Annotated in this window: 24 protein-coding genes; 14 read left to right on the forward strand and 10 right to left on the reverse strand. The window is 74.9% G+C overall.

Annotated elements, in window-relative coordinates:
• The first annotated feature begins 141 nt into the window (after positions 1–141).
• Positions 142–1,173 carry an aldo/keto reductase gene (locus EPD83_RS04440; RefSeq protein ID WP_165566263.1) on the forward strand — a complete coding sequence of 344 codons (1,032 nt, stop codon included), beginning with the start codon at positions 142–144 and terminating at the stop codon, positions 1,171–1,173.
• Between the two features lie 24 nt (positions 1,174–1,197).
• Here EPD83_RS04440 and cobF read toward each other — a convergent pair whose 3' ends face one another.
• Entirely contained in the window at positions 1,198–1,977 is a 780-nt protein-coding gene (cobF, locus tag EPD83_RS04445; protein ID WP_165566264.1) for a precorrin-6A synthase (deacetylating), read from the reverse strand.
• On the reverse strand, positions 1,974–3,434 hold the full coding sequence (locus tag EPD83_RS04450) for a cobyric acid synthase (RefSeq protein WP_165566265.1): 1,461 nt from the start codon (positions 3,432–3,434) through the stop codon (positions 1,974–1,976). Before EPD83_RS04450 ends, cobF begins: the two co-directional genes overlap by 4 nt.
• A 36-nt stretch (positions 3,435–3,470) precedes the next feature.
• Here EPD83_RS04450 and EPD83_RS04455 point away from each other — a divergent pair, with 36 nt between their 5' ends.
• Entirely contained in the window at positions 3,471–4,064 is a 594-nt protein-coding gene (locus EPD83_RS04455) for a histidine phosphatase family protein (RefSeq protein WP_128367824.1), read from the forward strand.
• Positions 4,065–4,300: 236 nt separating this feature from the next.
• Positions 4,301–7,633, forward strand: a complete 3,333-nt coding sequence (ileS, locus tag EPD83_RS04460; protein WP_165566266.1) for an isoleucine--tRNA ligase — start codon at positions 4,301–4,303, stop codon at positions 7,631–7,633.
• A gap of 51 nt (positions 7,634–7,684) precedes the next feature.
• Here ileS and EPD83_RS04465 read toward each other — a convergent pair whose 3' ends face one another.
• Complete coding sequence (locus tag EPD83_RS04465) at positions 7,685–8,098, reverse strand: rhodanese-like domain-containing protein (RefSeq protein WP_128368155.1); 414 nt, start codon at positions 8,096–8,098, stop codon at positions 7,685–7,687.
• 50 nt (positions 8,099–8,148) lie between these two features.
• Between EPD83_RS04465 and EPD83_RS04470 the strand changes: the two genes are divergently transcribed.
• Positions 8,149–9,540: a bifunctional folylpolyglutamate synthase/dihydrofolate synthase gene (locus EPD83_RS04470; protein ID WP_128368156.1), complete on the forward strand. Its 1,392-nt coding sequence runs from the start codon at positions 8,149–8,151 to the stop codon at positions 9,538–9,540.
• 229 nt (positions 9,541–9,769) lie between these two features.
• On the opposite strand, the gene EPD83_RS04475 is transcribed toward EPD83_RS04470, so the two are convergent.
• The 3 genes from EPD83_RS04475 to EPD83_RS04485 form a co-directional block, all read right to left on the reverse strand.
• The gene (locus EPD83_RS04475; protein WP_128368157.1) at positions 9,770–10,378 is read right to left on the reverse strand and encodes a response regulator transcription factor; all 609 of its coding nucleotides are present in this window, start codon (positions 10,376–10,378) and stop codon (positions 9,770–9,772) included.
• Positions 10,375–11,562, reverse strand: a complete 1,188-nt coding sequence (locus EPD83_RS20550; RefSeq protein ID WP_128368072.1) for a sensor histidine kinase — start codon at positions 11,560–11,562, stop codon at positions 10,375–10,377. The genes EPD83_RS04475 and EPD83_RS20550 overlap by 4 nt, the downstream gene beginning before the upstream one ends.
• Before the next feature lie 165 nt (positions 11,563–11,727).
• A complete protein-coding gene (locus EPD83_RS04485) occupies positions 11,728–12,345 on the reverse strand; it encodes a cation transporter (RefSeq protein ID WP_128368073.1) in 618 nt (205 codons plus the stop codon).
• 72 nt (positions 12,346–12,417) lie between these two features.
• On the opposite strand from EPD83_RS04485, the gene EPD83_RS04490 reads away from it, so the two are divergent.
• The 3 genes from EPD83_RS04490 to ndk are packed head-to-tail and all read left to right on the forward strand — an operon-like array spanning position 12,418 to position 13,556.
• On the forward strand, positions 12,418–12,699 hold the full coding sequence (locus tag EPD83_RS04490; RefSeq protein ID WP_128368074.1) for a hypothetical protein: 282 nt from the start codon (positions 12,418–12,420) through the stop codon (positions 12,697–12,699).
• Complete coding sequence (locus EPD83_RS04495) at positions 12,696–13,124, forward strand: DUF4233 domain-containing protein (protein WP_235950342.1); 429 nt, start codon at positions 12,696–12,698, stop codon at positions 13,122–13,124. The genes EPD83_RS04490 and EPD83_RS04495 overlap by 4 nt, the downstream gene beginning before the upstream one ends.
• A gap of 9 nt (positions 13,125–13,133) precedes the next feature.
• A complete protein-coding gene (ndk, locus tag EPD83_RS04500; RefSeq protein ID WP_165566267.1) occupies positions 13,134–13,556 on the forward strand; it encodes a nucleoside-diphosphate kinase in 423 nt (140 codons plus the stop codon).
• A 43-nt stretch (positions 13,557–13,599) separates the two neighbouring features.
• Here ndk and EPD83_RS04505 read toward each other — a convergent pair whose 3' ends face one another.
• From EPD83_RS04505 to EPD83_RS04515, 3 genes are all read right to left on the reverse strand, one after another.
• Positions 13,600–14,142, reverse strand: a complete 543-nt coding sequence (locus EPD83_RS04505; protein ID WP_165566268.1) for a hypothetical protein — start codon at positions 14,140–14,142, stop codon at positions 13,600–13,602.
• Positions 14,143–14,318: 176 nt separating this feature from the next.
• The gene (locus EPD83_RS04510) at positions 14,319–15,521 is read right to left on the reverse strand and encodes an SGNH/GDSL hydrolase family protein (RefSeq protein ID WP_128367847.1); all 1,203 of its coding nucleotides are present in this window, start codon (positions 15,519–15,521) and stop codon (positions 14,319–14,321) included.
• A gap of 116 nt (positions 15,522–15,637) precedes the next feature.
• Positions 15,638–15,919 (reverse strand): hypothetical protein, encoded by a 282-nt coding sequence (locus EPD83_RS04515; protein WP_128367848.1) that lies wholly within the window; start codon positions 15,917–15,919, stop codon positions 15,638–15,640.
• Positions 15,920–16,085: 166 nt separating this feature from the next.
• Here EPD83_RS04515 and mreB point away from each other — a divergent pair, with 166 nt between their 5' ends.
• The 5 genes from mreB to lpdA are packed head-to-tail and all read left to right on the forward strand — an operon-like array spanning position 16,086 to position 21,872.
• Positions 16,086–17,120 carry a rod shape-determining protein gene (gene mreB, locus EPD83_RS04520; protein WP_128365468.1) on the forward strand — a complete coding sequence of 345 codons (1,035 nt, stop codon included), beginning with the start codon at positions 16,086–16,088 and terminating at the stop codon, positions 17,118–17,120.
• On the forward strand, positions 17,117–17,929 hold the full coding sequence (gene mreC, locus EPD83_RS04525) for a rod shape-determining protein MreC (RefSeq protein ID WP_128365467.1): 813 nt from the start codon (positions 17,117–17,119) through the stop codon (positions 17,927–17,929). The genes mreB and mreC overlap by 4 nt, the downstream gene beginning before the upstream one ends.
• Positions 17,929–18,417, forward strand: a complete 489-nt coding sequence (mreD, locus tag EPD83_RS04530; RefSeq protein WP_128365466.1) for a rod shape-determining protein MreD — start codon at positions 17,929–17,931, stop codon at positions 18,415–18,417. Before mreC ends, mreD begins: the two co-directional genes overlap by 1 nt.
• On the forward strand, positions 18,414–20,423 hold the full coding sequence (gene mrdA, locus EPD83_RS04535) for a penicillin-binding protein 2 (protein WP_128365465.1): 2,010 nt from the start codon (positions 18,414–18,416) through the stop codon (positions 20,421–20,423). The genes mreD and mrdA overlap by 4 nt, the downstream gene beginning before the upstream one ends.
• Before the next feature lie 57 nt (positions 20,424–20,480).
• On the forward strand, positions 20,481–21,872 hold the full coding sequence (lpdA, locus tag EPD83_RS04540) for a dihydrolipoyl dehydrogenase (RefSeq protein ID WP_165566269.1): 1,392 nt from the start codon (positions 20,481–20,483) through the stop codon (positions 21,870–21,872).
• On the opposite strand, the gene EPD83_RS20320 is transcribed toward lpdA, so the two are convergent.
• Complete coding sequence (locus tag EPD83_RS20320; RefSeq protein WP_205859411.1) at positions 21,862–22,518, reverse strand: SigE family RNA polymerase sigma factor; 657 nt, start codon at positions 22,516–22,518, stop codon at positions 21,862–21,864. The genes lpdA and EPD83_RS20320 overlap by 11 nt on opposite strands.
• On the opposite strand from EPD83_RS20320, the gene EPD83_RS04550 reads away from it, so the two are divergent.
• The gene (locus EPD83_RS04550; RefSeq protein ID WP_128365463.1) at positions 22,517–23,980 is read left to right on the forward strand and encodes a pyridoxal phosphate-dependent decarboxylase family protein; all 1,464 of its coding nucleotides are present in this window, start codon (positions 22,517–22,519) and stop codon (positions 23,978–23,980) included. The genes EPD83_RS20320 and EPD83_RS04550 overlap by 2 nt on opposite strands.
• On the forward strand, positions 23,977–24,336 hold the full coding sequence (locus tag EPD83_RS04555; RefSeq protein WP_128365462.1) for a cupin domain-containing protein: 360 nt from the start codon (positions 23,977–23,979) through the stop codon (positions 24,334–24,336). Before EPD83_RS04550 ends, EPD83_RS04555 begins: the two co-directional genes overlap by 4 nt.
• Positions 24,337–24,341 lie beyond the last annotated feature (5 nt).

A 24,341-nucleotide genomic window follows, 5' to 3' on the forward strand; every position in this document is an offset into this window, starting at 1 on the left:
CCGTCGCCCTCGGGCCAGGAGCGGGCCCCGCGCCCGCGTCCGACCCGCCCGGCCGCGTGCCCTCCCCGGTGCGGTGCAGCGGGGTCCTGACCCCGCCTCAGCACCGCCGATCCCGGGCCCGTCGCGGCTAGGGTCGGGCACATGCGCTACCGACGGATGGGCCACAGCGGGTGCGTCGTCTCCGAGCTGTGCCTCGGGACGATGACCTTCGGGAACGAGACCGACGAGGCCGGCTCGCACGAGCAGCTCGACGTCTTCCTCGAGGCCGGCGGCACCTTCGTCGACACCGCCGACGTCTACTCCGCCGGGGTGTCCGAGGAGATCATCGGCCGCTGGCTGAAGGACCGCCCCACCGACGTCACCGACCGGGTGGTCCTGGCCACCAAGGGCCGGTTCGCCGCCACCGACCAGGGCCCGAACGGCAACGGCCTGTCCACCCGTCACCTCACCCGAGCCCTGGACGCCTCGCTCACCCGGCTCGGCGTCGACGCCGTCGACCTCTACCAGGTGCACGCCTGGGACGAGCACACGCCGCTGGAGGAGACGCTGCGCACCCTCGACGGCTTCGTCCAGGCCGGCAAGATCCGCTACTACGGCCTCTCGAACTTCACCGGCTGGCAGCTGACCAAGGCGGTGCTCACGGCCCGCGCGCTGGGGCTCCGCCAGCCCGTCACGCTCCAGCCGCAGTACAGCCTCATCGTCCGCGAGATCGAGTGGGAGATCGTCCCGGCCGCCCTCGACGCCGGCCTGGGCCTGCTCCCGTGGAGCCCGCTCGGCGGCGGGTGGCTCTCCGGCAAGTACCGCCGCGACGAGCGGCCCACCGGCGACACCCGCCTCGGGGACGACCCGGGCCGCGGCATGGAGGCCTACGACCGGCGGGGGGACGATCGCACCTGGCGCATCGTCGACGCCGTCGACCGGATCGCCGAGGACCGCGGACGCTCGATGGCCGAGGTCGCGCTCGCGTGGGTGACCGACCGGCCGGCCGTGACGTCGACGATCCTCGGCGCCCGCACGACCGAGCAGCTGCGGACCAACCTCGCGAGCGTCGACCTCGACCTGTCCGACGACGAGCGCCGGACGCTCGACGCGGCCAGCGACCTCGCGGCCACCGACTACCCCTACGGCGAGCTCGGCGTCGGCCAGCGCCACCGCGACCTCGCCGGCGGCTGACCCGCGAGGACCACGACCGGGCGGTCAGGCGTCGTCGTCGGGCAGGGTCAGGGCGTAGGTGTCCATGACCCAGCCGTCGCGCCCGCGGACGGCGGCCCGGGTGGTGACGAGGTCGTCGGCGACGTCGGCGAGCCGCCCGGCCCGCAGCACCTGTCCAGGCAGCCCGAGCTGGGCGCCCCAGTGGACGTGCAGGTCCGGGGCCCGGTCCAGGAGTTCGAGGCAGCGCAGCCCGGCGTCGAGCATGACGACGACCGTGCCGAGGTCCGGCCGCCACTCCTCGACGAGCCGGCGCCCGGTCGTCACGTGCACCGGACCGCCGATCCCGTTGAGGACGATGCCGTGCTCGGCGGCCAGCACCTGCACCGCCGAGATGCCCGGCACGACGCGCACGGTCACCGGCGTGAGCCGGCCGACGGCCTCGACGATGCGGATGGTGGAGTCGTAGAACGCCGGGTCGCCCCAGACGAGGAACCCGACGACGGCCCCGTCCGGCAGGCCGTCCATCACCTCGGCGTAGCGGCGGGCGCGCTCGGTGTGCCAGGCGTCGACCCCGGCCCGGTACTGCGCGGCGTCGCGCCGGGCGTCCGGCCCGCGCTCGGGGTCGCGGACGGTGACGAACCGGTACGACCCCGGCTCGAGCAGCGCCGCGCACAGGTCGCGGCGGACGGCGACGAGCGACTCCGTCGCCTCCCGCTTGTCGGCGACGAGGAAGACGTCGCACGCGCGCAGGGCGGCGACGGCCTGCGCCGTGACGTGGTCCGGGCTGCCGGTGCCGATGCCGACGACGTGGACGACCCGGCTCACGGCGCCACCGGCTCGGCGACGGGGGAGTGGGCGAGCTCGGTGAGGGCGTCGAGGTCCAGGTGCTCCTCGACGGCGTCGGCGAGCAGATCGACCATGGCCTCGCGCCGGTCGGCGAACCCGGGCGCGGAGGCGTCCGGCGCCCACGACGACCCGGCGGCGGCCGCGACCTCGGCGAGCCAGGCCCGGCGGAAGGCGTCGCCCTCGAGCGTGCCGTGCCAGATGGTGCCCCACACCGAGTCCTGCCGCATGCCGCCGGGGAACGAGCCGTCGTCGTCGACGACACCGTGGTGGATCTCGTACCCCTCGACCGGAACGCCCCGCCACGTCGTCGACGGCCGCGCCAGCACCTTGTCGGCGCCGAAGGCGACGTCGGCGTCGAGCAGCCCGAGCCCCTCGACCACCCCGTCGCCGGACTCCACCGGGTCGTCGATGGCGCGGCAGAGCATCTGGTAGCCGCCGCAGATCCCGAGCACCGGCCGTCCGGCCGCGGCCCGGCCGCGGACCACGTCGGCGATCCCCGTGCGGCGCAGCCACTCCAGGTCCGAGACGGTGGCGCGGCTGCCCGGCAGCACGACGAGGTCGGCCTCGCGGCAGGCGTCCTCGTCCGTCGTCACCCGCACGTCGACACCCGGCTCGCAGGCCAGGGCGTCGACGTCGGTGGCGTTGGAGGTCCGGGGCAGCCGGACGACGGCGACGGCCAACCGGTCCGGGCGTGCGTCCGTCGGCGGCCGCCACCGCCCGACCGACAGGGCGTCCTCGCTGTCGATCCACACGTCCTCGAGCCACGGCAGGACCCCGACCGACGGCATCCCGGTGCGCCCGGTGACGGTCGCCAGCCCGGGCTCGAGCACCGAGGGGTCGCCGCGGAACTTGTTGATCGCGTACGCCCGCAGGTGCGCCCGGTCGGCGTCGTCGACGAGCGCCCAGGTGCCGAAGAGCGAGGCCAGCACCCCGCCGCGGTCGATGTCGCCGACGAGCAGGACCGGCAGCCCGGCGTGCCGCGCCAGCCCGAGGTTGACGTAGTCGCCGGCGCGGAGGTTGACCTCGGCGGGGGAGCCGGCCCCCTCGGCGACGACGAGGTCGTGGGCGGCGGCCAGCTCGTCCCAGGCGGCGAAGGCGGCCCCGGCCAGGTGCCGGCGCCCGGTGGCGTACTCGCCGGCCCGCAGCCGCCCGGCGGGCTGCCCGCGCAGGACGACGAAGGCCTCGCGGTCGCTGCCGGGCTTGAGGAGGACGGGGTTGTGGACCGACGACGCCTCGACGCCGGCCGCCCGGCACTGCAGGTACTGGGCCCGCCCGATCTCCGAGCCGTCGCGGCAGACCATCGAGTGGTTCGACATGTTCTGGGCCTTGAACGGGGCGACGTCCACCCCGCGGCGGCGCCACGCCCGCGCCAGCCCGGTGACGACGAGCGACTTCCCGGCGTCCGAGCTCGTCCCCGCCACCAGCAGTCCGGCCACGACGCGCAGTCTAGGCACCCCGCTACCGTGGGCCGCGTGCCGGTCGACCGCCTCCACCTCGTCCGCCACGGTGAGTCGACGTGGAACGTCGAGCGGCGCCTCCAGGGGGCCACCGCCCACCCCCCGCTGACGGCCCGCGGCCGGCAGCAGGCGGCGGCCGCGGCGGACGTCCTGCGCCACCGGGTGACCGGCCCGGTCCGGGTCCTCTCCAGCGACCTCGTCCGGGCCCGCGAGACCGCCGACGTCGTCGCCGCCGCCCTCGGCGTCCCCGTCGTCAGCGAGCCCGGACTGCGCGAGCAGGCCCTCGGCGACCTGGAGGGGCGCCTCACCGCCGACCTGCGCGAGCAGCCGGTGCCCGACGGCCTCGACGTCACCGAGGTCCGCTGGGGCGGGGGGGAGAGCATCGCCGACGTCCACGTGCGGCTGCGCGCCCTGCTCGCCCGGCTGCTCGGCCCGGACGGCGCCGACGACGTCCCCGACCTCGTCCTCGTCACCCACGGCGACACCCTGCGGGTGGCGCTGGCGGTCCTCGACGGCCGCGACCACCGCGACGTCGACTGGCGGGTCGTCGGCAACGGGGAGGTCGTCACCCGCGACGTCGGCGCGAGCCGGGCAACCGGGCCGGGCTAGACTCGGGCCCGCAGGCGTTCGAGCCGTCATCAGCGGCGAGCCTTCCGGAAGAACGGGCCGGACCCGCGCGGGACGGCCTCACTAGACCCGGACGTCGGGGTCACGTCACGACCCGGTGCAAGAGCGGCCGTCCCCCGGGGCGGCAAGCGAGGTGGTACCGCGGTGGTGCCCGGCCGAGTGGCCGGAACCCGTCGTCCTCGTGGTTCACGAGTCGACGACCCGCAGGAGCACCTCCGATGACCTACCCCAAGGTGTCCACCACCGGCGAGCACCGGGGCGCCGCGTTCGGCGTGCCCGCGAGCCCCCGGCTGCCCGAGGTCGAGGAGGCCGTCCTCGCGTACTGGGCGGCCGACGGCACCTTCCAGGCCTCGATCGACGCCCGCGACCCCGGCGAGCGCGGCGAGAACGAGTTCGTCTTCTACGACGGCCCGCCGTTCGCCAACGGCCTGCCGCACTACGGCCACCTGCTCACCGGCTACGTCAAGGACGTCGTCCCGCGCTACCGGACGATGCGCGGCAACCGCGTCGAGCGCCGCTTCGGCTGGGACACCCACGGCCTGCCCGCCGAGCTCGAGGCCATGCGCCTCAACGGCATCAAGACCACCGACGAGATCCTCGAGCTGGGGATCGAGAGGTTCAACGAGGCCTGCCGGCAGTCGGTGATGAAGTACACCGGGGAGTGGCGCGACTACGTGACCCGCCAGGCCCGCTGGGTCGACTTCGACCACGACTACCGGACGATGAACGCCGACTACATGGAGTCGGTCATCTGGGCCTTCAAGTCCTTACACGACAAGGGGTACGTCTACAAGGGCTTCCGCGTCCTGCCCTACTGCTGGAACGACGAGACGCCGCTGTCCAACCACGAGCTGCGGATGGACGAGGAGTCCTACCGGATGCGCCAGGACCCGGCGGTCACCGTCGGGTACCGGCTGGACGACACCGGCACCGACCCCGTGCTCGACGGTGCGCACCTGCTGATCTGGACGACGACGCCGTGGACGCTGCCGTCGAACCTCGCCGCCATGGTCGGCTCCGAGATCGACTACGTCGTGGTCGAGGCGCCGGTGCCGGGGACGGACGGCACGACCCGCTACGTCCTGGCCGAGGCCCGCCTGCCGCAGTACGCCCGCGAGCTGGCCGACGCCGACGGGGGCTTCGCCGTGCTCGGGCGCTACCGGGGCGCCGACCTCGTGGGGCGCCGCTACACCCCGCCGTTCTCGTACTTCGAGGGCCACGAGGGCGCCTTCCGGGTGGTCGCCGCCGACGACGCCGTGACGACGACCGACGGCACCGGGGTCGTCCACACCGCCGGTGCGTTCGGTGAGGTCGACAAGGAGGTCGTCGACCGCGAGGGGATCGAGGCCGTCATGCCGGTCGGCAAGGACGGGCGCTTCACGGCGCCGGTGGCCGACTACGAGGGCGTGCTCGTCTTCGACGCCAACCTGCTCATCATCGACCACCTCAAGGCGGCGACCCGGGGCCAGGGCCCGACCGGGTCGGTGACGCCGGGGACGGTGCTGCTGCGCCGCGAGACCTACGACCACAGCTACCCGCACTGCTGGCGCTGCCGCGAGCCCATCATCTACAAGGGTGTCGAGTCCTGGTTCGTCGAGGTCACGGCCGTCAAGGAGCGGATGCTCGAGCTCAACCAGCAGATCACCTGGGTGCCCGAGCACGTCAAGGACGGCCAGTTCGGCAAGTGGCTCGAGAACGCCCGTGACTGGTCGATCACCCGGAACCGGTTCTGGGGCAGCCCGGTCCCGGTGTGGAAGTCCGACGACCCGGCGTACCCGCGGCTCGACGTCTACGGCTCGTTCGCGGAGCTGGAGCGCGACTTCGGCGACCTGCCGCGCGACCGGGACGGCAACCCCGACCTGCACCGGCCGTTCGTCGACGAGCTGACCCGGCCGAACCCCGACGACCCCACCGGCCGCTCGACGATGCGCCGGGTGGCCGACGTCCTCGACGTGTGGTTCGACTCCGGCTCGATGTCCTACGCCCAGGTGCACTACCCGTTCGAGAACGCCGACTGGTTCGCCGGCACCGCGTCCTCGGACGCGCACTTCCCGGCCGACTTCATCGTCGAGTACATCGGGCAGACCCGCGGCTGGTTCTACACGCTGCACATCCTCGCGACGGCGCTGTTCGACCGGCCCGCGTTCGAGACGTGCATCAGCCACGGCATCGTCCTCGGCCACGACGGCCAGAAGATGAGCAAGTCGCTGCGCAACTACCCCGACGTCACCGAGGTCTTCGACCGCGACGGCGCCGACGCGATGCGCTGGTTCCTCATGTCCAGCCCGATCCTGCGCGGCGGCAACCTCGTCGTCACCGAGGAGGGCATCCGCGACGGCGTGCGCCAGGTCGTCCTGCCGCTGTGGTCCTCCTGGTACTTCTTCTCGCTCTACGCCAACGCCGCGGACGGCGGGGCGGGGCACGACGCGCGGTGGTCGACGGAGAGCACCGACCCGCTCGACCGGTACCTGCTGGCCACGCTGCGGCGGCTCGTCGAGACCGTCACCGCGCAGATGGACGTCTACGACGTGCCGGGCGCCTGCGAGTCGGTGCGCGGCTTCGTCGACGTGCTCACCAACTGGTACATCCGCCGCTCCCGGGAGCGGTTCTGGGACACCGGCGCCGGTGACGCGCGCCGCTCCGGCGAGGCCTTCGACACGCTGTACACGACGCTCGAGGTCGTGAGCCGGCTCGCCGCCCCGCTGCTGCCGCTGGTCACCGAGGAGGTCTGGCGCGGCCTCACCGGTGAGCGGTCGGTGCACCTGGCGGACTGGCCGTCGGCCGTCGACCTGCCCGAGGACGACGCACTCGTCGCGGCCATGGACCAGGTGCGGGCGGTGTGCTCCACCGGCTCCTCGCTGCGCAAGGCCGAGGGGCTGCGGGTGCGCCTGCCGCTGCGCTCGCTCACCGTCGTCACGTCCGACCCGGACGGGCTCCAGCCTTTCGCGGGCATCGTGCGCGACGAGCTCAACGTCAAGGCGGTCGAGCTCGTCGACGTCGCGGACGCGTCGGCGGCGGACTTCGGCATCACCCGGCGGCTGACCGTCAACGCTCGGGCCGCCGGTCCGCGGCTGGGGAGGGAGGTGCAGACGGCGATCAAGGGGTCGAAGTCCGGCGACTGGTCGGTGGGCGAGGACGGCACGGTCCTCGCCGGCGGCCTGGCGCTCGTCGAGGGGGAGTACACCCTGGAGACGGTCGTCGACGCCGCGGCCGGCGGGTCCCGGGCCACGGCCATGCTGCCTGGCGGCGGGTTCGTCGTCCTCGACACCGAGGTCGGGGAGGACCTGCTGCGCGAGGGCGTCGCCCGCGACCTCGTCCGGGCCGTCCAGCAGGCCCGCCGCGAGGCCGGCTTCGAGGTCTCGGACCGGATCCTGCTCGAGGTCGGCGGGGACGAGGAGGTGCTCGCCGCGGTCGAGGCGCACCGCACCCTGCTCGCGGGGGAGACCCTGGCCGAGGAGGTCGCGGCGCTGGAGTCCGCGGACGGGTCCGGCGTCGCCGTGGTCGTCGTCGGCGACGGTCACAAGGCCCACGTGCGGGTCACCCGCCGCTGACCTCCCGGCCCACCCGTCGCGGCCGAGTCGGCCTCCGCCCGGAGCGTGCCGTCAGGGGGCGACGTCGGTCGGCGGCGTGGCCGGCAGCCCCGCGTCCCGCCAGGCGGCGAACCCGCCGACGACGTCGGTGGCGCGGTGGACGCCGACGTCGCGGAGGGCGGCGGCGGCCAGGCTCGAGGTGTAGCCCTCCTGGCAGAGGACGACGACGCGCAGGTCGTCGTGGGCGACCGGCAGGGCGGCGTCGCTCGTGGCGTCGAAGCGCCACTCCAGGACGTTGCGCTCGACGACGAGGGCGCCAGGCACCTCGCCCTCGGCGGCGCGCTGGGAGGCGGGCCGGATGTCGACGAGGACGGCGCCGGCGGCCCACTCGTCCCGGGCCTGGGCGGGGGTCAGCCGGTCGATGCGCGCGCGGGCCGCCGCGAGCATCCGGTCGACCCGGCTCGCGGTGGCGTCGTCGCGGCTCATCGGGCCACCGTAGGCGTCGTTGCACCCCGGGAGTGCGGGAGGATGGGCCCGTGAGTCCCGCACCCGACGCCGCCCAGCGCGAGGCCGCGCACCAGCTCGAGGTCCGCAAGCGGCTGCGCGAGGTCGAGGAGTCGATCCTCGCCCGCGCGCCCGAGCACGACCTGCAGCCCTCGCTGGACCGGATCCGCGCCGTCATGGAGATGCTCGGCGACCCGCAGCGCACCTTCCCCGTCGTCCACGTCACCGGCACCAACGGCAAGACGAGCACCTCGCGGATCGTCGAGGCCGTCCTGCGCGAGATGGGCCTGAAGACCGGCCGCTTCACGAGCCCGCACCTGCACTCGATGCTGGAGCGGATCGCCGTCGGCGGGCGGCCGATCGACGCCGAGCGCTTCCTCGCCGCGTGGGACGACGTCGCGCCCTTCGTCGAGATCGTCGACGCCCGCTCGAGCGCCGAGGGCGGCCCGCGGATGACGTACTTCGAGGTGCTCGTCGCCGTGGCCTACGCCGCCTTCGCGGACCTGCCGGTCGACGTCGCCGTCGTCGAGGTCGGGATGGGCGGGGCCTGGGACGCGACGAACGTCGTCGACGCGCCGGTGTCCGTCGTCCTGCCCATCGACGTCGACCACCGCGACTTCCTCGGCGACACCCCGGAGGAGATCGCGCAGGAGAAGGCCGGGATCATCAAGGCCGACGCCATCACCGTCTCGGCGGTGCAGCCGGACCGGGACGCCGCCGAGGTGCTGCTGGAGCGCGCCACCGAGGTCGGCGCCCGGATCGTCTTCGAGAGCAACGACTTCGGCGTCACCGCCCAGGACGTCGCGCTCGGCGGCCAGCAGATCTCCCTGCGGGGCCTGGCCGGCGACTACCCGGACCTCTTCCTCCCGCTCCACGGGTCGCACCAGGCGTCGAACGCCGCCGTCGCCGTCGCCGCCGTCGAGGCGTTCGTCGGCGGTGGGGAGCAGCCGCTGGACATCGAGGTGCTGCGGGCCGGGCTCGCCACCGTCGACTCGCCCGGGCGCCTCGAGATCGTCCGCCGCAGCCCGACCGTCGTCGTCGACGCCGCGCACAACCCGGCCGGGGCGCGGGCGCTGCGGGACGCGCTCGGCGAGTCGTTCACGTTCGTCAAGCTCGTCGGGGTCCTCGCCGTCATGAAGGACAAGGACGCCGCCGAGATGCTCGAGATCCTCGAGCCCGCGTTCGACGAGGTCGTCGTCACCCGCAACAGCTCGCCGCGCTCCATGCGCCCCGCCGAGCTGGGCGAGATCGCGAACGACGTCTTCGGCGAGCACCGCGTCACCGTCGTCCAGGACCTGCCCGACGCCCTGGACCGGGCCGCGGGGCTGGCCGACGAGGGCGGCGTCGGCGGCGGGGTTCTCGCCACCGGGTCGGTCGTCACCGCCGCCGAGGTCCGCCTGCTCCTGGGCACCACCGACGTCTGACGCCCGCCCGCCCCCGCGACACCCCGGAACGTCACCGAGACCCCCCTTACGAACCCGGGGTCTCGGTGACATTTCGGGGTCACCCCGAAATGTCCGCCGGCGGTCGGGGACGGCGCCCCCGCGACACCCCGGAACGTCACCGAGACCCCCCTTACGAACCCGGGGTCTCGATGACATTTCGGGGTCACCCCGAAATGTCCGCCGGGGGTGGGGGAGTTGGGGGTGGGGGTCAGAGCCAGCCGGCGTCGCGGGCGACGCGGACGGCGTCGGCGCGGTTGCGGGCGGTCGTCTTGCCGATGATCGAGCTGAGGTGGTTGCGCACCGTCCCCTCGGACAGGTACAGCGACTTCGCCATCTGCGCGATCGTCGCGCCGGTGGCGGCGGCGCGCAGCACCTCGGTCTCGCGCGGGGTGAGCGGGCTGTCCCCGAGCGCCAGCGAGTCCGCGGCCAGGGCCGGGTCGACGACCCGCAGCCCGGCGTGCGCCCGCCGGACGGCGTCGGCCAGCCCCGCCGCCGGGGTGTCCTTGACGACGAACCCGGACGCGCCGGCCTGCATCGCCCGGCGCAGGTAGCCCGGTCGCCCGAAGGTCGTGACGACGAGGACGTGCACCGACGGGTGGCGCTCGCGGATCCGGGTCGTCGCCTCGATGCCGTCGCCGCCGGGCATCTCGACGTCCATGAGGACGACGTCGGGCGCGGTCTCCTCGACGACGGTGAGCACCTCCTCCCCGTTCTCGGCCTGCCCGACGACCTCGAGGTCGGGCTCGAGGTCGAGCAGCGCCGCGAGGGCGCCCCGCACGAGCGCCTGGTCGTCGGCCAGGACGAGTCGGATGGTCACGCGTCACCTCCGGTGCTGCCGTTCGCGCTGACGACGAGCTCGAAGCCGCGCGGGTCGACGCGGCGCGCGCTCAGCGTCGCCCCGACCGCGCGGGCGCGCTCGGCGAGCCCGCCGAGCCCGTGCCCCTGCCGCCGACCGGCCGGCCCCGGCATCGTCACCTGGCCGTCGTCGGACAGCCGCAGCCCGTCGTCGTCGATGTGCACCCGGCAGACCCGGGCGCCGCTGTGCCGGATGACGTTCGTGACGCCCTCGCGCACCGTCCACGCGTAGAGCTCGCGCAGGGCGGGGTCGATGCCGTCGACCCGGCGCGGCAGGTCGGCCTCGATGCCGGCCGACTCCAGCGCGGCCCGGGCCCGGGCGATCTCCCCGGCGAGCGAGATCTCGCGGAAGCCCTCGACGGCGCCGCGGACGTCGGCCAGCGCCTCGCGAGAGAGCGACTCGACGGCGGCCATCTCCGCCTTGGCCTTCCCGGGGTCGAGGTCGACGAGCCGCGTCGCGAGCTCGGCCTTGACCCGGATGACGGTGAGCGAGTGCCCGAGGATGTCGTGCAGGTCGCGCGCCACCCGGTTGCGCTCCTCCTCGACGGCTAGGCGGGCGTTCTCGCGCCGGGCCTCGGCCAGGTCGCGCTGGCGGCGCATCGCGAGCATGGTCCCGGTGACCGCGAGCACGGCGAGGGCGATGGCGACGCTCTGGCTGTTGTCCCGTTCCCACGCGTCGAGCCGGTAGGCGAGCACCTCGTACAGGACGACGAGCCCGGCGGCGACGGCGTAGGGGAGCCAGCCGCGGAAGGTGAGCAGCCCGATGACGGCGAGGAACACCCAGGTCGCCGTCGCGACCTGGCCCAGGGAGACCGTCGCCACCACGACGAGGACGCACAGGACGCCGTAGCGCACGAGCACCGGCCACGGGGTCCCGGCGGGCGAGGCACCCTCGACCCAGGCCGGCCGCAGGGGGCGGACCTGCGCGAACTGCCACACCCACACGGCCGCGAACGCGACGACGGCCGCGAGCCCGACGAGGCCGTCCGCGGTGTCCCGGAGCCGCCACCCGGCGAGCAGGGGGTCCGCGAGGTAGACGAGCCCGACCAGGCCCACGAACCGCTGCCAGGGGAGCGACGCGCCGGGGTCCCGCGGGGTCAGGTCGTCGTCCTCGCGACGACGGTCGAGCCACGACGGGGCGTTCACCGACACAGCGTCTCAGAACCCCGCGGCCGGCGGGCTCGCACCCGCCCGGAGCCCGCGGGGCCGGCGGCGCCTCGCGCGGTCCGCAGGTCGGTCCATGCCAGTGAGGGTGCCGGTCGAAATCGGCCGGGACACCGGACGGCGGTCACCCGCCGGTCGTGACGTCCGTCAGGGGGCCGGCGGCCCGAGCGCGGAGAGTCGCTCGCGGCCCGCGAGCCGCCAGACCTCGAGCGCGGCCGTGGCGTTGAGCAGGACGATGCCGGCGCCGAGGACGATGTCCGGCCAGCCCGAACGGGTCCACGCCGTCACCCCCGCCATGACGACGACCGCGAGGTTGACGCCGACGTCGTTGCGGGCCGAGAGCCAGGCCGCGCGGCCGATCGACCCGCCGTGGCGGCGGACCCGGACGAGGAGCAGCGCGCAGGTGCCGTTGACCGCCGCCGCGCCGAGCGCCGTGAGCACGAGGGCGGTGACGTCCGGCGGGACGGGGTCGCCCGCCTTGGCCACGGCCTGCCAGGCCGCCGCCAGGGCCGGCACGAGGATGATGACGGCCATCGCGCGCCCGGCCAGCGCCCGGCGCGCCAGGGGCCAGCCCAGTGCCACGGCGATGAGCAGGTTCACCGCGGCGTCCTCGAGGAAGTCGACGGAGTCGGCCACCAGCGCCACCGACCCGATGAGCAGCGCGACGACGGCCTCGACCGCGAACCCCGCGAGGTTGAGCCCGGCGACGACACCGACGACGCGCCGGACCCCGCGCTGGTCGTCGACGGCCCGTGAGTCGGTCATGTCCGGCATCATCGCCGCTCCGGGCGTCCGCTCGCGTCGGGCGACGCGCCCGGACTCGCCTACCCTGGTGCCATGTGGCTGTTCCGGCTCCTGCTCATCGTCGCCGTCGTCGTCGCCGTCTGGTACGTCGTGCGCGCGCTGCGGTCCGGCGGTGTGCCCTCGCTGTCCACCCACGTCCGCTTCACCCCGGTCGAGGAGCTGCCCGCCCAGGCCCGCCAGGCCATCGACGTCCAGCTGGCGCAGGACAACCTCATCGCGGCCATCAAGCTCTACCGCGAGGCCACCGGGGTAGGGCTCAAGGAGTCCAAGACCGCGGTCGAGACCTACAAGTGGAAGCAGGGCGGCCAGGCGTGAGGCCGTTGCCGCTCGTCGGCCGTCAGGGGCGCCTGACCTTCCGGCTCCTCGCCGTCGTGCTCGTCGGGCAGGCGATCGTCCTCGTCTTCTTCGCCCTCGTGGCGCGGGGGTTCGCCGTCGCCGAGGGCCGGGACGCCGAGGCCACCCGGCTGCTGTGGCTCGGGCTCGGTCTCGCGGCGCTGTCCGTCGTCGGGGCCGGCCTCATGCGCTCGCCCGTGGGCGTCACCGTGGGCTGGGTCGTCCAGGCCCTCACCTGGGCCAGCGCGGTGCTCGTGCACTCGATGGTCGCGGTGGCGCTGATCTTCTCGGCCCTGTGGGTGTTCCTCTTCGTCAAGGGGCGCCAGGCCGACGCCCTCGTGGCCCGCCACGCCGCGGAGGCGGCCGCCGGTGACGCCGCTCCGGGCAGCGGCGCGCCCGGCCACTAGGGTGGACGCGTGACCACCGAACGCTCCCTCGTCCTCGTCAAGCCCGACGGCCACGCCCGCGGCCTCACCGGCGAGGTGCTGCGCCGCATCGAGGCCAAGGGGTACACCCTCGTCGCCCTCGAGGTGCGCGTCCCCGAGGTGGAGATGCTGCACCGGCACTACGCCGAGCACGAGGGCAAGCCGTTCTTCGAGCCGCTCGTCGAGTTCATGTCCTCCGGGCCGGTCACCGCCGCCGTCATCGAGGGCGAGCGCTGCATCGAGGGCTTCCGCGCGCTGGCCGGCGCCACCGACCCCACCGCCGCCGCCCCGGGCTCGATCCGCGGCGACCTCGGCCGTGACTGGGGCGAGAAGGTCCAGAAGAACATCGTCCACGGCTCCGACTCCCCGGAGTCCGCCGCGCGCGAGATCGACATCTGGTTCCCCGGGCTCTGAGCCACCGGCCCCGCCGGGCGGCCACCGCCGCGGGGGCCCCGCGTCAGGAGGCCCGGAGCCGCGCGTCGACCCCCTCGGCGATCGTCGACAGCGCGTCGAACGGGGGCAGCCCCGCCTGGTCGAACCCGACGAGCGCGACGAGCGCGTCGCCCCGCCGGAAGACGGTGACCTGCGAGGTCGCGCCGGCGTCGGCAACGAAGGCGACGGAGACCGACTCTGCTCCGACGGTGGGCTCCCGCCGCGCGGCGAAGACCCGCCCGTCGGCGTCCCGTCCCTTCTCGACGCAGGCGGCGACGGCCGGGGCGAGGTCGGCCATGACGTCCCCGGCCACCCCCCGCGGCAGCACGAAGGTGTACTGCAGCACGTAGGGGCCGGAGTCGCCCGCCTGGTACAGGTGCAGCGCCGCCCCGGGGGCGGTCCCGCGCTCCAGCCGCACGCCGCAGTACTCGGGGTCGCCGGGGTAGGCCGGCAGGGCCTTCGTCGGGTCGACCTGGGCCCAGCCGTCCGGCAGCCGGTCCTTGGGCGGGTAGGCCGCCGTCGCGCGCCGCTGGGCCTCGAGGTCGAAGGGCGGCGGCGGGCTCGGCACGGTGGACTCCGAGGGGCTGGGGGAGGGGGACGCTGGGGGCGACGCGGCAGGCGTGGCGGACCCGGGGGACGTGGTCGACCCGGTGCGCTCGGCAGCGCCGTCGCCGGCCCCGCACCCGACAAGGGCGAGGGTGAGAAGGGCCACTGTGGCGGCCGCCCGGACGGGGGACACGGCGCTCACCGTCCGTTCCTGATCTGCTCGGCCACCAACGCGGCGATCCTACGGTGGCCCTCGTCGTTGGGGTGGAAGCTGCCGTTGCTCACCGGCTTGCCGCTGTCGAAGTTGCCCCCGAAGCCGACCCGCAGGCCGTTCATGCACGAGGTCGCGGTCCCGATCTCGCACCCCTCGAACGCGTCGCGGGGGTCGACGAACTCGAACCCGGCGTCGGCGCCGCCGGCGTCGAGCACGGCCTGGCGCAGGGCGTCGTCGAGCACCCCGACCTGCTCGTTGATCCACCGCTGGTCCCCGGGCTGGATCATCGAGGTGGTCGAGGACGGGTCCGCGGGGAAGAACCGGGGGTAGCCGACGACGACGACGCGGGCGTTCGGAGCCCGCTCCCGGATGTCCTGGAGGAGCTGGGTGAGCCGGGCCTGGGTCAGGGGGATGCGGCCCGCGGCGTCACGGGCGGCCTGCGAGCCGCGGCAGGACGTCGGGGGAGCGCCGCTGACGCCGTCGTAGAAGGAGACGGCCGTCGCCGTGACGCACTCGGTGAGCACCTCGGCGAACCCGACGTCGTTGCCGCCGACGGAGAAGGTCACGAGGCTCGTGTGCTCGTCGAGGGCGTCCAGCTGCGGCGCCTCGCCCTCGTTCTGCCGGTTCGGGTGCTCGACGTGGTGCACCCGGTCGTTGGGCTCGTAGAAGTCGTCGATGACGGCGCCGCTGCAGGCGTGGAACCCGAAGCCGCCCTTGAAGGTGAAGGTGCCGCTGACCTGCTGCGAGTAGGCGCCGGTGGAGCGGTGGCACATGTTCTGGTGCACGTCCCCGGGCCACAGGCCGTGCTGGTCCCACCACTTCTTCCACTGGTTGTCGTCGTCGGTGCCGGGCTCGTACTCGCTCCCGCCCTCGCCCGAGGAGTACGAGTCGCCGAGGCCGACGTACCTCCCCTTCGTCGCACGCTGCTCGGGGGTGAGGGTGTCGTCGGCGTACCACGGACCGGACGGCAGGTCGGGCACGGCGTCGGGGAGGGCGGCGGGAACGGCCCGGCCGCAGGAGTCGGCGCTCCCCTGGCCGGTGACCATGCACCACGCGGTGGCCGTCGTCGGCGTGATGCGGGGGGCGAGGACGTACCCGACGGCGGCGACGACGCCCGCGACGGCGAGGAGGATGCCGATGTAGTCGAGCGCGGAGGACCCCCGTTCGGACCGCCGCCGAGTCTCCATGGGCGCAGTCAACCGGCGGTGCACCGCCCTGCCATGGGCCCGCGGGCCCGACCTCGGGCCCCGATCCGCCGGCTCCCGGCTGGGCCCGGCGCCCGCCTCGAGGCCCCCGCGAGGGGTCAGCCGGTGGCGAGGAAGAGGCCCCAGCCGAGCGCGAGGACGGCGAGCCGCACGACCGCACTGGCGGTCGGCGCCCGGCGCAGCAGGAGCCAGACCCCGACGGCGACGAGCACGGCCGGGGCGAGGGTGAGGAAGAGGCGCTCGCCGGTGCCGCTGCCGGCCTCGGGGTCGAGGAAGCCGGTGGCCCAGTAGGCGAGCAGGCCGGCGAGGCACGCGAGCGCGCTGAGCACCGTGAGTGCCGCCGCGGTGCGGGTCAGCGGTGTCGCCTCGATGCTCGCCATCGTCGTCCCCCTGGGTTCTTCGACGCCCACGCTAGCGCCCACCCGACCGGTCGAGACCGCCTCGTGCGTCACGTCCGTCACATCCGTCACACGGGGAGGGGACGGGCCTCCGGGGCACGGCGTTGCCTCCCGGGCGGGGCCCTCCTCCCGACCTAGCCTGCTGGCCATGAGCGGCTGGGCAGCGGGCTGGGCCTACGGCAGGGACCTCGCGATCGACCTCGGCACCGCGAACACCGTCGTCTACGAGCGCGGCCGCGGCGTCGTCCTCGACGAGCCGTCCGTCGTCGCCGTCGCCACCGGCACCAGCCGGCTCGTCGCCGCCGGCAGCCGGGCCAAGGAGATGCTCGGCCGCACGCCCGAGACCGTGACCGCGGTCCGGCCGCTGCGCGACGGAGTCATCTCCGACGCCGACGTCACCGAGCGGATGATCCGCTGGTTCGTCGACCGGGTGGCGCCCTCGCGCCTCGTGCGGCCCCGGGTCGTCGTCTGCGTCCCGAGCGACATCACGAGCGTCGAGCGCCGGGCGCTCGAGGACGCGACCCTGCGCTCGGGCGCCCGCCGGGTGTACGTCATCGAGGAGACGATGGCCGCCGCGATCGGCGCCGGGCTGCCGGTCGAGGGTACCGAGGCCTCGATGGTCGTCGACATCGGCGGCGGGACGACGGACGTCGGTGTCATCAGCCTCGGCGGCATCGTCACCTCGCGCACCGTGCGCACCGGCGGCGACGAGATCGACGAGGCCGTCGTCGCGCACGTCAAGAGCGAGTACTCGCTGCTGCTCGGGGAGTCCAGCGCCGAGCGCCTGAAGATCGCCGCGGGGTCGGCCTTCCCGCTCACCGAGGAGATCGCCGAGCGGGTGCGCGGGCGCGACCTCGTCACCGGGTTGCCCAAGACGGTGACCATCGGGTCGGCCGAGGTGCGCCGCGCCATCGAGACGCCGGTCGCGCAGATCGTCGACCTCGTCCGGTCGGTGCTCGACGTCTGCCCGCCCGAGCTCGCCGGCGACGTCGTCGACCGGGGCATCGCGCTCACCGGCGGTGGCGCGCTGCTGCGCGGCCTCGACGAGCGGCTCTCGCACGAGCTCGGGGTCCCGGTGCGCGCTGCCGAGGAGCCGCTGCGCGCCGTCGCCCGCGGCGCCGGCCGGTGCGTCGAGGAGTTCGGCACCCTCGAGCGGCTCCTCGTCGACACCCGCCGCTCATGAGGCGCCGGCTCGTCCTCGTCGCGGTGGTCCTCACCGCCCTCGTCCTCGCGCTCGACGCCACCGGGCTCACGAGCCTCGGGCCGCTGCGGGCGGGGGCCGCCACCGCGCTCGGTCCGCTGGAACGGCTCGTCGCCCCGCGCGCCGACCCCGCGGCGCAGGAGCGGCTGCGCGGCTCCGTGCAGGCCGCCGTGGCGGGCCCGGCCGCCGACGACCGGCTGGCCGGGCTGCTCGCCGCGCCCGGGGTGGACGGCACCCCCGTCGTGCTCGCCCGGGTCGTCGGCGTCGGGCCGTCCGGCCCCGCCGGCCCGGAGCGGGTGACCATCGACGCCGGCTCGCGCGACGGGGTCGAGGTGGACCGCACGGTCGTGTCGGCCGACGGGCTCGTCGGCCGGGTCGTCGCCGTCGCCCCGTGGACGAGCGACGTGCTGCTCGTCGGTGCGCCCGAGCTGTCCGTGGGGGTGCGGGTGGGGGCGCGCGGCGTCCTCGGCGAGGCCTCCGGGACCGCCGCGCCCGGTGCCGCCGCGCCCGCCCCCGGCACCCTCTCGCTGGCCCTCGTCGAGCGCGGCACCATGCGCGACGGCGACCCGGTCGTCACCCTCGGCAGCATCGACGGTCGGCCGTTCGTCCCCGGTGTGCGGGTCGGGACGGTCCGCGAGGTCGAGCGGCCGGCCGGTCGGCTGGCGGCGACCGGTGTCGTCGTGCCCGCCGTCGACGTCACCGCGCTCGACCTCGTCGCCGTCGTCGTCCCGGCGCCGCGGCGCACCCCGCGCCCGGTCGTCACGCCGTCACCGCGCCGGGCGGCGGGCTGATGCCGGCCCTCGCGGCGCTGGGGCGCGGCCTGGCCCTCGTCGCGGCCGTCGTGCTGGCCGTCGCCCTCGGGGCCCGGCACGTGGCGCCCGTCCCGGACCTCGTCCTCGTCCTCGTCGTCGGGTGGGCCCTGTTCCGCGGCCCGTGGGCGGGGGCCGTGGCCGGGCTGGCCGGCGGCTGGGTGCTCGACCTCGTGCCGCCCGGCGCCGAGCCCCTCGGGGCCCACGCCCTGGCCTACGCCGCCGCGGGGCTGCTCGCCGGCCGGTTCCGGCACGCGGGGCCGGTCGCCGCGCCCCGCGTCGCCCTCGTCACGCTCGCCGCGGCCTGCGTCGTCGCGGGGGTCGACGTCGTCCGGGCGCTTGCGGTGTCCGCGCCCGTGGACCTCACCGGCACGGCGCTGCGGGTCCTGCTCACCGCCACCGCGGGCGCGCTCGTCGTGCCCGTCGTCGTCGGCGCCGAGCGCGCCCTGCTGCGGCGGCGGTTCGGATGAGGCCCGGGCGCCGGGCGGTCTCGCACCACGGCCGGCTCGTCGCCGTGCTCGTCGCGGTCCTGCTCGCCTTCGGCGGTCTCGTCGGGCGGCTCGGCCAGGTGCAGCTCGCGGGCGCGGCCGGCTTCACCGACGTCGCCGGACGGGACACGGGCGCCCTCGACACCCGGACCGTCCTCGTCCCCGCCCTGCGCGGCCGCATCCTCGACCGGGCCGGCCGGCCGCTCGCCGACAACCGCATCCGCACCGTCGTCACTCTCGAGCGCCGGGTCATCGCCGACGACCGGGCCGCCGCCGAGGCCGAGGTGCGCGACGTCGCCCGCGTCCTCGGGCTGCGACCGGCCGCGCTGCTCGGCCGGACCTGGCTCTGCGGGGAGGAGGGCGCCCCGCCGGCCCCGGCCTGCTGGTCGGGCTCCCCGCAGGTGCCCGTGCCGCTGGCCGACGACGTCGACGCGCGCCGGGCGCTGAGCCTGGTCGAGCAGCCGGAGCGCTTCCCGGGTGTCGCCGTCGCCTCCCGCGCGGTCCGGGTCTACCCGCACCCGAAGGGCGCGAGCGCCGCCCAGGTCGTCGGCTACCTCGGCCCGGCGAGCGCCGAGGAGGTCGAGACGTCGCGCACGCTCGTCGCCGACGACCTCGTCGGGCGGGCCGGGCTGGAGGAGCAGTACGACGCGCAGCTGCGGGGCACGCCGGGACGCACCGTCGTCGCCGTCGACGCCCGGGGCCTGGTCACCGGGGTCGTGTCCCACACCGACCCCGTCCCCGGCCGGGACCTCGTCACCTCGCTCGACGCGCGGGTGCAGGCCGTCGCCGAGAGGGCGCTGGACAGGCAGATGCGGGCCGCCCGGACGCGCGGCTGGGCGGCGGACTCGGGCGGCGTCGTCGTCCTCGACCCGCGCACGGGGCGCGTCGCCGCGCTGGCCAGCCTGCCGACCTACGACCTCGACGTGTGGTCCGGCGGGATCTCCGCGGACGACTACGCGGACCTCGTCGACGAGCGGGGCGGCCGGCCGCTGCTCTCGCGGGCGACGGACGTCGCGTACGCCCCCGCGAGCACGATCAAGCCGGCGTCGGTGGCGGCCGCCGTCCGCGGCGGCAGCGACCTGCACGGCACCTACGACTGCCCGGCCGTCTACCGGATCGGCAACCAGGACTTCAAGAACTACGAGAACTTCCCCCAGGGCCACATCAGCCTGGCCAAGGCCGTCGAGATCTCGTGCGACACGGTGTTCTACGAGCTCGCCTTCCGGCAGTGGCAGCGCTCCGGCGGGCTCACCGCCCCGGTCGACGCCGCCGACCCGTTCTCGGCCGTCGAGCGCGGGCTCGGCCTCGGGCGGGCGACCGGCATCGACCTGCCGCAGGAGTCGGCCGGTCGGGTCCCCGACCGCTCCTGGCGACGGCAGCACTGGCTGGACACCCGCGCCGACCTCTGCCGCCGCGCCCGCACCGGCTACCCCGAGGTCGTGGACCGGGAGCGGCGGGTCTTCCTCAAGGCGGTGGCGAAGGAGAACTGCGACGCCGGCTGGCAGCTGCGGGCCGGGGACGCGGCGAACCTCGCCATCGGGCAAGGCGACCTGCTCGCCACCCCGCTCCAGATGGCCGTGATGTACGGGGCGCTCGGCACGTCCGGGACCGTGCGCACCCCGCGCGTCGGGGCCGCCCTCGTCGACCCCGCGGACGGGCGACGCAGCCGGGTCGCCCCCGGGCCGACCCGCCGGGCGCCCGTGCCCCGCGCCACCCGCGAGTACCTCCAGGGCGCCCTGCGCGACGTCGTGACCCGCGGCACCGCGTCCGCGGCCTTCGCCTCGATGCCGCGGGACTGGCCGGTGGCCGGCAAGACCGGCACCGGGGAGGTCGTCGGCAGCCGGGACACCGCCTGGTTCGTCTCCTACGCCCCGGCGGACCGGCCGCGCTGGGTCGTGGCCGCCGTCGTGAGCCAGGGCGGACACGGCAGCGAGACCGCCGCGCCCGTCGCCGCGGCGGTCCACCGCACGCTGCGCTCGCTGCGCTGAGGCCGGCGGGGGAGGACGGTCGAGATCCGCCACCGGCGCCCCGATAGGCTGACGCGCATGGCTGACTTCGACGTCGTGGTGCTTGGTGCTGGTCCTGGTGGGTACGTCGCGGCGATCCGCGCGGCGCAGCTGGGGAAGAAGGTCGCGGTCGTCGAGAAGAAGTACTGGGGCGGGGTCTGCCTCAACGTCGGCTGCATCCCCTCCAAGGCGCTCATCAAGAACGCCGAGCTCGCCCACACCCTGCAGCACGACAAGGAGCTGTACGGCATCGAGGGCGAGGCGACCATGAAGTACGGCGTCACGCACGCCCGCTCGCGCAAGGTGTCGGCCGGCATCGTCAAGGGCGTCCACTTCCTCATGAAGAAGAACAAGATCGAGGAGATCGACGGCTGGGGCACGCTGACCTCCGCCACGTCGATGGACGTCGAGCTCAACGATGGCGGGTCCCGGTCGCTGACCTTCGACCACCTGATCCTCGCCACCGGCGCCGTGACCCGGATGCTGCCCGGCGTCGAGGTCTCGCAGAACGTCGTCACCTACGAGGAGCAGATCCTCGACGAGAACCTCCCGGGTTCGCTCGTCATCGCCGGCTCGGGCGCCATCGGCGTCGAGTTCGCGTACATCATGAGCAACTTCGGGGTCGACGTGACGATCGTCGAGTTCCTCGACCGGATGGTGCCCACCGAGGACGAGGAGATCTCCAAGGAGCTCCTCAAGCACTACAAGAAGCTCGGCGTCAAGGTCATGCTCGGCACGAAGGTCGAGTCCGTCGAGGACACCGGCTCCGGGGTCAAGGTCACCGTCTCCAAGGACGGCGACGAGCAGGTGCTCGAGGCCGACAAGCTGCTCTCGGCCATCGGGTTCGCGCCGCGGGTCGAGGGCTTCGGGCTCGAGGCCGCCGGCGTGCAGCTGACCGAGCGCGGCGCCGTCGCCGCCGACGAGTACGGCCGCACGAACGTCGAGAACGTCTACGCCATCGGCGACTGCACGGCCAAGCTCATGCTCGCCCACGTCGCCGAGGCGCAGGGCGTCGTCGCCGCCGAGCACCTCGCCGGCGCCGACACGATGCCGGTCGAGATCGACTTCATCCCGCGTGCCACGTACTGCCACCCGCAGATCGGCTCCTTCGGGTACTCCGAGGCGCAGGCCAAGGAGCGCGGCTACGACGTCAAGACGGCGAAGTTCCCGTTCAGCGCCAACGGCAAGGCGATGGGCCTCGGCGACGGGGTCGGGTTCGTCAAGATCGTCGCCGACGCCGAGCACAACGAGATCATCGGCGCCCACATGATCGGCCCCGACGTCACCGAGCTGCTGCCGGTGCTCACCCTGGCCCAGAAGTGGGACCTCACCGCCGACGAGGTCTCGCGCAACGTCTTCGCCCACCCGACGCTGTCCGAGGCGGTCAAGGAGGCCGTCGAGGGCATCGCCGGCCACATGATCAACCTCTGACCACCCCCACCCCCCACCCGACCCCCCACCCCCCACCCCCACCCCCGGCCCCCGCGTCCCGACTTTCCCGCCCCATCCGGGAACCCCGGGGTTCGCAAGGGTCGACCGGCCACGCGAACCCCGGGTTTGCCTTGTGGATTCCGGCGTCAGGCCCGCGACAGCGACACGGCCACGTACCGCGCCCCGTCGCAGCGGACGACGACCCGCACCGGGTCCGCGTCCACGAGCGCCGTTCACGCTCGCCGAGCCCGCGCAGGGCCTCGAGCACCACGACACGGTCGGCGACGTCGGGGTCGGGGACCGCCTCGGGCCGCCAGACCCGGTGCAGGACCCGCCGGCCGACGGACTCGTGACGCCCGCGGCTGTGCTGCTCGTTGACCAGCGCCCGCCGGGCGTACGACGCCAGCGACTCGATCCCGCCGAGGTCGCGCTCGAGCATCCGGAGCAGGACGGTCTGGACGAGGTCCTCGGCCTCCGCCGTCCGGCCGCCGGTGAGTAGGTAGGCGAAGCGGAGCAGCCCGTCCCCGTGCTCGGCGGCGAACGCCGAGACCCGGTCCCGTGACAGCACCCCGGTTCCCGCCATGTCCTCCAGACGCGCGAGGCGCCGCCGCTGTTGCGCGAGCGCCCCGACGACAATGGCAGGCATGACCCCCGAGGAGTTCCGCCGCGCCGGACACGAGCTGATCGACTGGATCGCCGACCACCGCACCCGGGTGCCGGACCTGCCCGTCGCCGCGCAGGTGCGCCCGGGGGAGGTCAGCGCCGCCCTGCCCCGCACCGCGCCGGAGCACCCGGAGCCGTTCGCCGACGTCCTCGCCGACCTCGACCGCGTCGTCGTCCCCGGCGTCACCCAGACCCAGAGCCCGGGGTTCTACGGCTGGTTCCCGAGCAACGCCAGCCTGGCGTCGGTGCTCGGCGACATCGCCTCCGGCGGCGTCGGCGCGCTCGGCATCACGTGGCAGTCGGCGCCGGCGCTCACCGAGGTCGAGCAGGTGGTCACCGACTGGCTGCGCGACCTGTGCGGGCTGTCGACGCAGTGGCGGGGTGCCATCCAGGACACCGCGTCGACGGGGTGCCTCGTCGCGATGCTGGCCGCCCGGGAGCGCGCGAGCGGCGGCTCCGAGCACGGCGGCGGGCTGCAGGCGCTGGAGGCCCCGCTTGTCGTCTACACCTCGCCCGAGGCCCACAGCTCGGTGGCCAAGGCCGCGCTGCTGGCCGGGTTCGGTGCCGACAACCTCCGGTACGTCGAGGTCGACCCGGTGACCCGGGCGATGGACCCCGGTGCGCTGCGGCAGGCCATGGCCGACGACGTGGCCGTCGGGCGGGTGCCGGCGATGGTCGTCGCCGCCGTGGGCACGACGGGCACGACGGCCATGGACCCGGTCCCCGAGATCGTCGCCGTCGCCCGTGAGCACGGTGCCTGGGTGCACGTCGACGCCGCGATGGCCGGCTCGGCCATGCTGCTGCCGGAGATGCGTCACCTGTTCGCCGGGGTCGACGACGCCGACAGCCTGGCCTGGAACCCGCACAAGTGGATGGGCACGATCCTCGACACCTCGCTGCTCTACGTGCGCGACGTCGACCACCTCGTGTCGGTGATGTCGACGACGCCGAGCTACCTGTGCGCGAGCACCGACGCCGAGGTCGTCCAGTACAAGGACTGGGGCATCCCGCTGGGGCGTCGCTTCCGTGCGCTCAAGCTGTGGTTCCACCTGCGGCTGGACGGGGTCGAGGCGATCCGCGAGCGGCTGCGCCGCGACCTGGACAACGCGCGCTGGCTCGCCGCGCAGGTCGAGGCCGAGCCGGGGTGGCGGGTCCTCGCGCCCGTACCCCTGCAGACCGTGTGCGTCGTCCACGAGCCGCCGGGCCTCACGGGGGACGCGCTGGACGCCCACACCCTGGCCTGGGTGGACGCCGTCAACGCCGGCGGGCGGGCGTACCTCGGGGCGAGCCGCCTCGACGGGCGGTGGATGGTCCGGGTGTCGGTCGGCGCCGAGGCCACCGAGCGGCCCGACGTCGCCGCCCTCTGGGACCTGCTGCGAACGACGACCGCGCGGCTCGCCGCCGACGGGGGCGCAACCGGCCGGCCCGGTACCGTCATGTCATGAGCGACGCCGTCGACCTCACCGAGAAGCTGTCCCTGGTCCGCGAGCACTGGTCGCCGAAGACCGTGGCGATGCTCAACGACTACGAGGTCAAGGTCGTCAAGGTGCGGGGCGACTTCGTCTGGCACACCCACGACGACACCGACGAGCTCTTCCTCGTCCTGGCAGGCGAGCTGACCATCCGGCTGCGCGACCGCGACGTCGTGCTGGGCCCCGGCCAGCTGTTCGTCGTCCCGCGCGGCGTCGAGCACTGCCCGCACGCCGACGAGGAGGTCCACGCGGTCCTGCTCGAGCCCGCCGGTGTCGTCAACACCGGAGACGCCGGCGGCCCCCTGACGGCGGAGGCGGAACGGATCTGAGGGCG

This window comes from Phycicoccus flavus, from assembly GCF_004025965.2.
Lineage (GTDB): Bacteria > Actinomycetota > Actinomycetes > Actinomycetales > Dermatophilaceae > Phycicoccus > Phycicoccus flavus.

Coding starts and splice junctions, on each gene's coding strand:
- EPD83_RS04440 (WP_165566263.1), top strand. CDS start 142: ATGCGCTACCGACGGATGGGCCACAGCGGGTGCGTCGTCTCCGAGCTG.
- ileS (WP_165566266.1), top strand. CDS start 4,301: ATGACCTACCCCAAGGTGTCCACCACCGGCGAGCACCGGGGCGCCGCG.
- EPD83_RS04465 (WP_128368155.1), bottom strand. CDS start 8,098: ATGAGCCGCGACGACGCCACCGCGAGCCGGGTCGACCGGATGCTCGCG.
- EPD83_RS04485 (WP_128368073.1), bottom strand. CDS start 12,345: ATGACCGACTCACGGGCCGTCGACGACCAGCGCGGGGTCCGGCGCGTC.
- EPD83_RS04490 (WP_128368074.1), top strand. CDS start 12,418: ATGTGGCTGTTCCGGCTCCTGCTCATCGTCGCCGTCGTCGTCGCCGTC.
- EPD83_RS04510 (WP_128367847.1), bottom strand. CDS start 15,521: ATGGAGACTCGGCGGCGGTCCGAACGGGGGTCCTCCGCGCTCGACTAC.
- EPD83_RS04515 (WP_128367848.1), bottom strand. CDS start 15,919: ATGGCGAGCATCGAGGCGACACCGCTGACCCGCACCGCGGCGGCACTC.
- mreB (WP_128365468.1), top strand. CDS start 16,086: ATGAGCGGCTGGGCAGCGGGCTGGGCCTACGGCAGGGACCTCGCGATC.
- mreC (WP_128365467.1), top strand. CDS start 17,117: ATGAGGCGCCGGCTCGTCCTCGTCGCGGTGGTCCTCACCGCCCTCGTC.
- mreD (WP_128365466.1), top strand. CDS start 17,929: ATGCCGGCCCTCGCGGCGCTGGGGCGCGGCCTGGCCCTCGTCGCGGCC.
- mrdA (WP_128365465.1), top strand. CDS start 18,414: ATGAGGCCCGGGCGCCGGGCGGTCTCGCACCACGGCCGGCTCGTCGCC.
- lpdA (WP_165566269.1), top strand. CDS start 20,481: ATGGCTGACTTCGACGTCGTGGTGCTTGGTGCTGGTCCTGGTGGGTAC.
- EPD83_RS04550 (WP_128365463.1), top strand. CDS start 22,517: ATGACCCCCGAGGAGTTCCGCCGCGCCGGACACGAGCTGATCGACTGG.
- EPD83_RS20320 (WP_205859411.1), bottom strand. CDS start 22,518: ATGCCTGCCATTGTCGTCGGGGCGCTCGCGCAACAGCGGCGGCGCCTC.
- EPD83_RS04555 (WP_128365462.1), top strand. CDS start 23,977: ATGAGCGACGCCGTCGACCTCACCGAGAAGCTGTCCCTGGTCCGCGAG.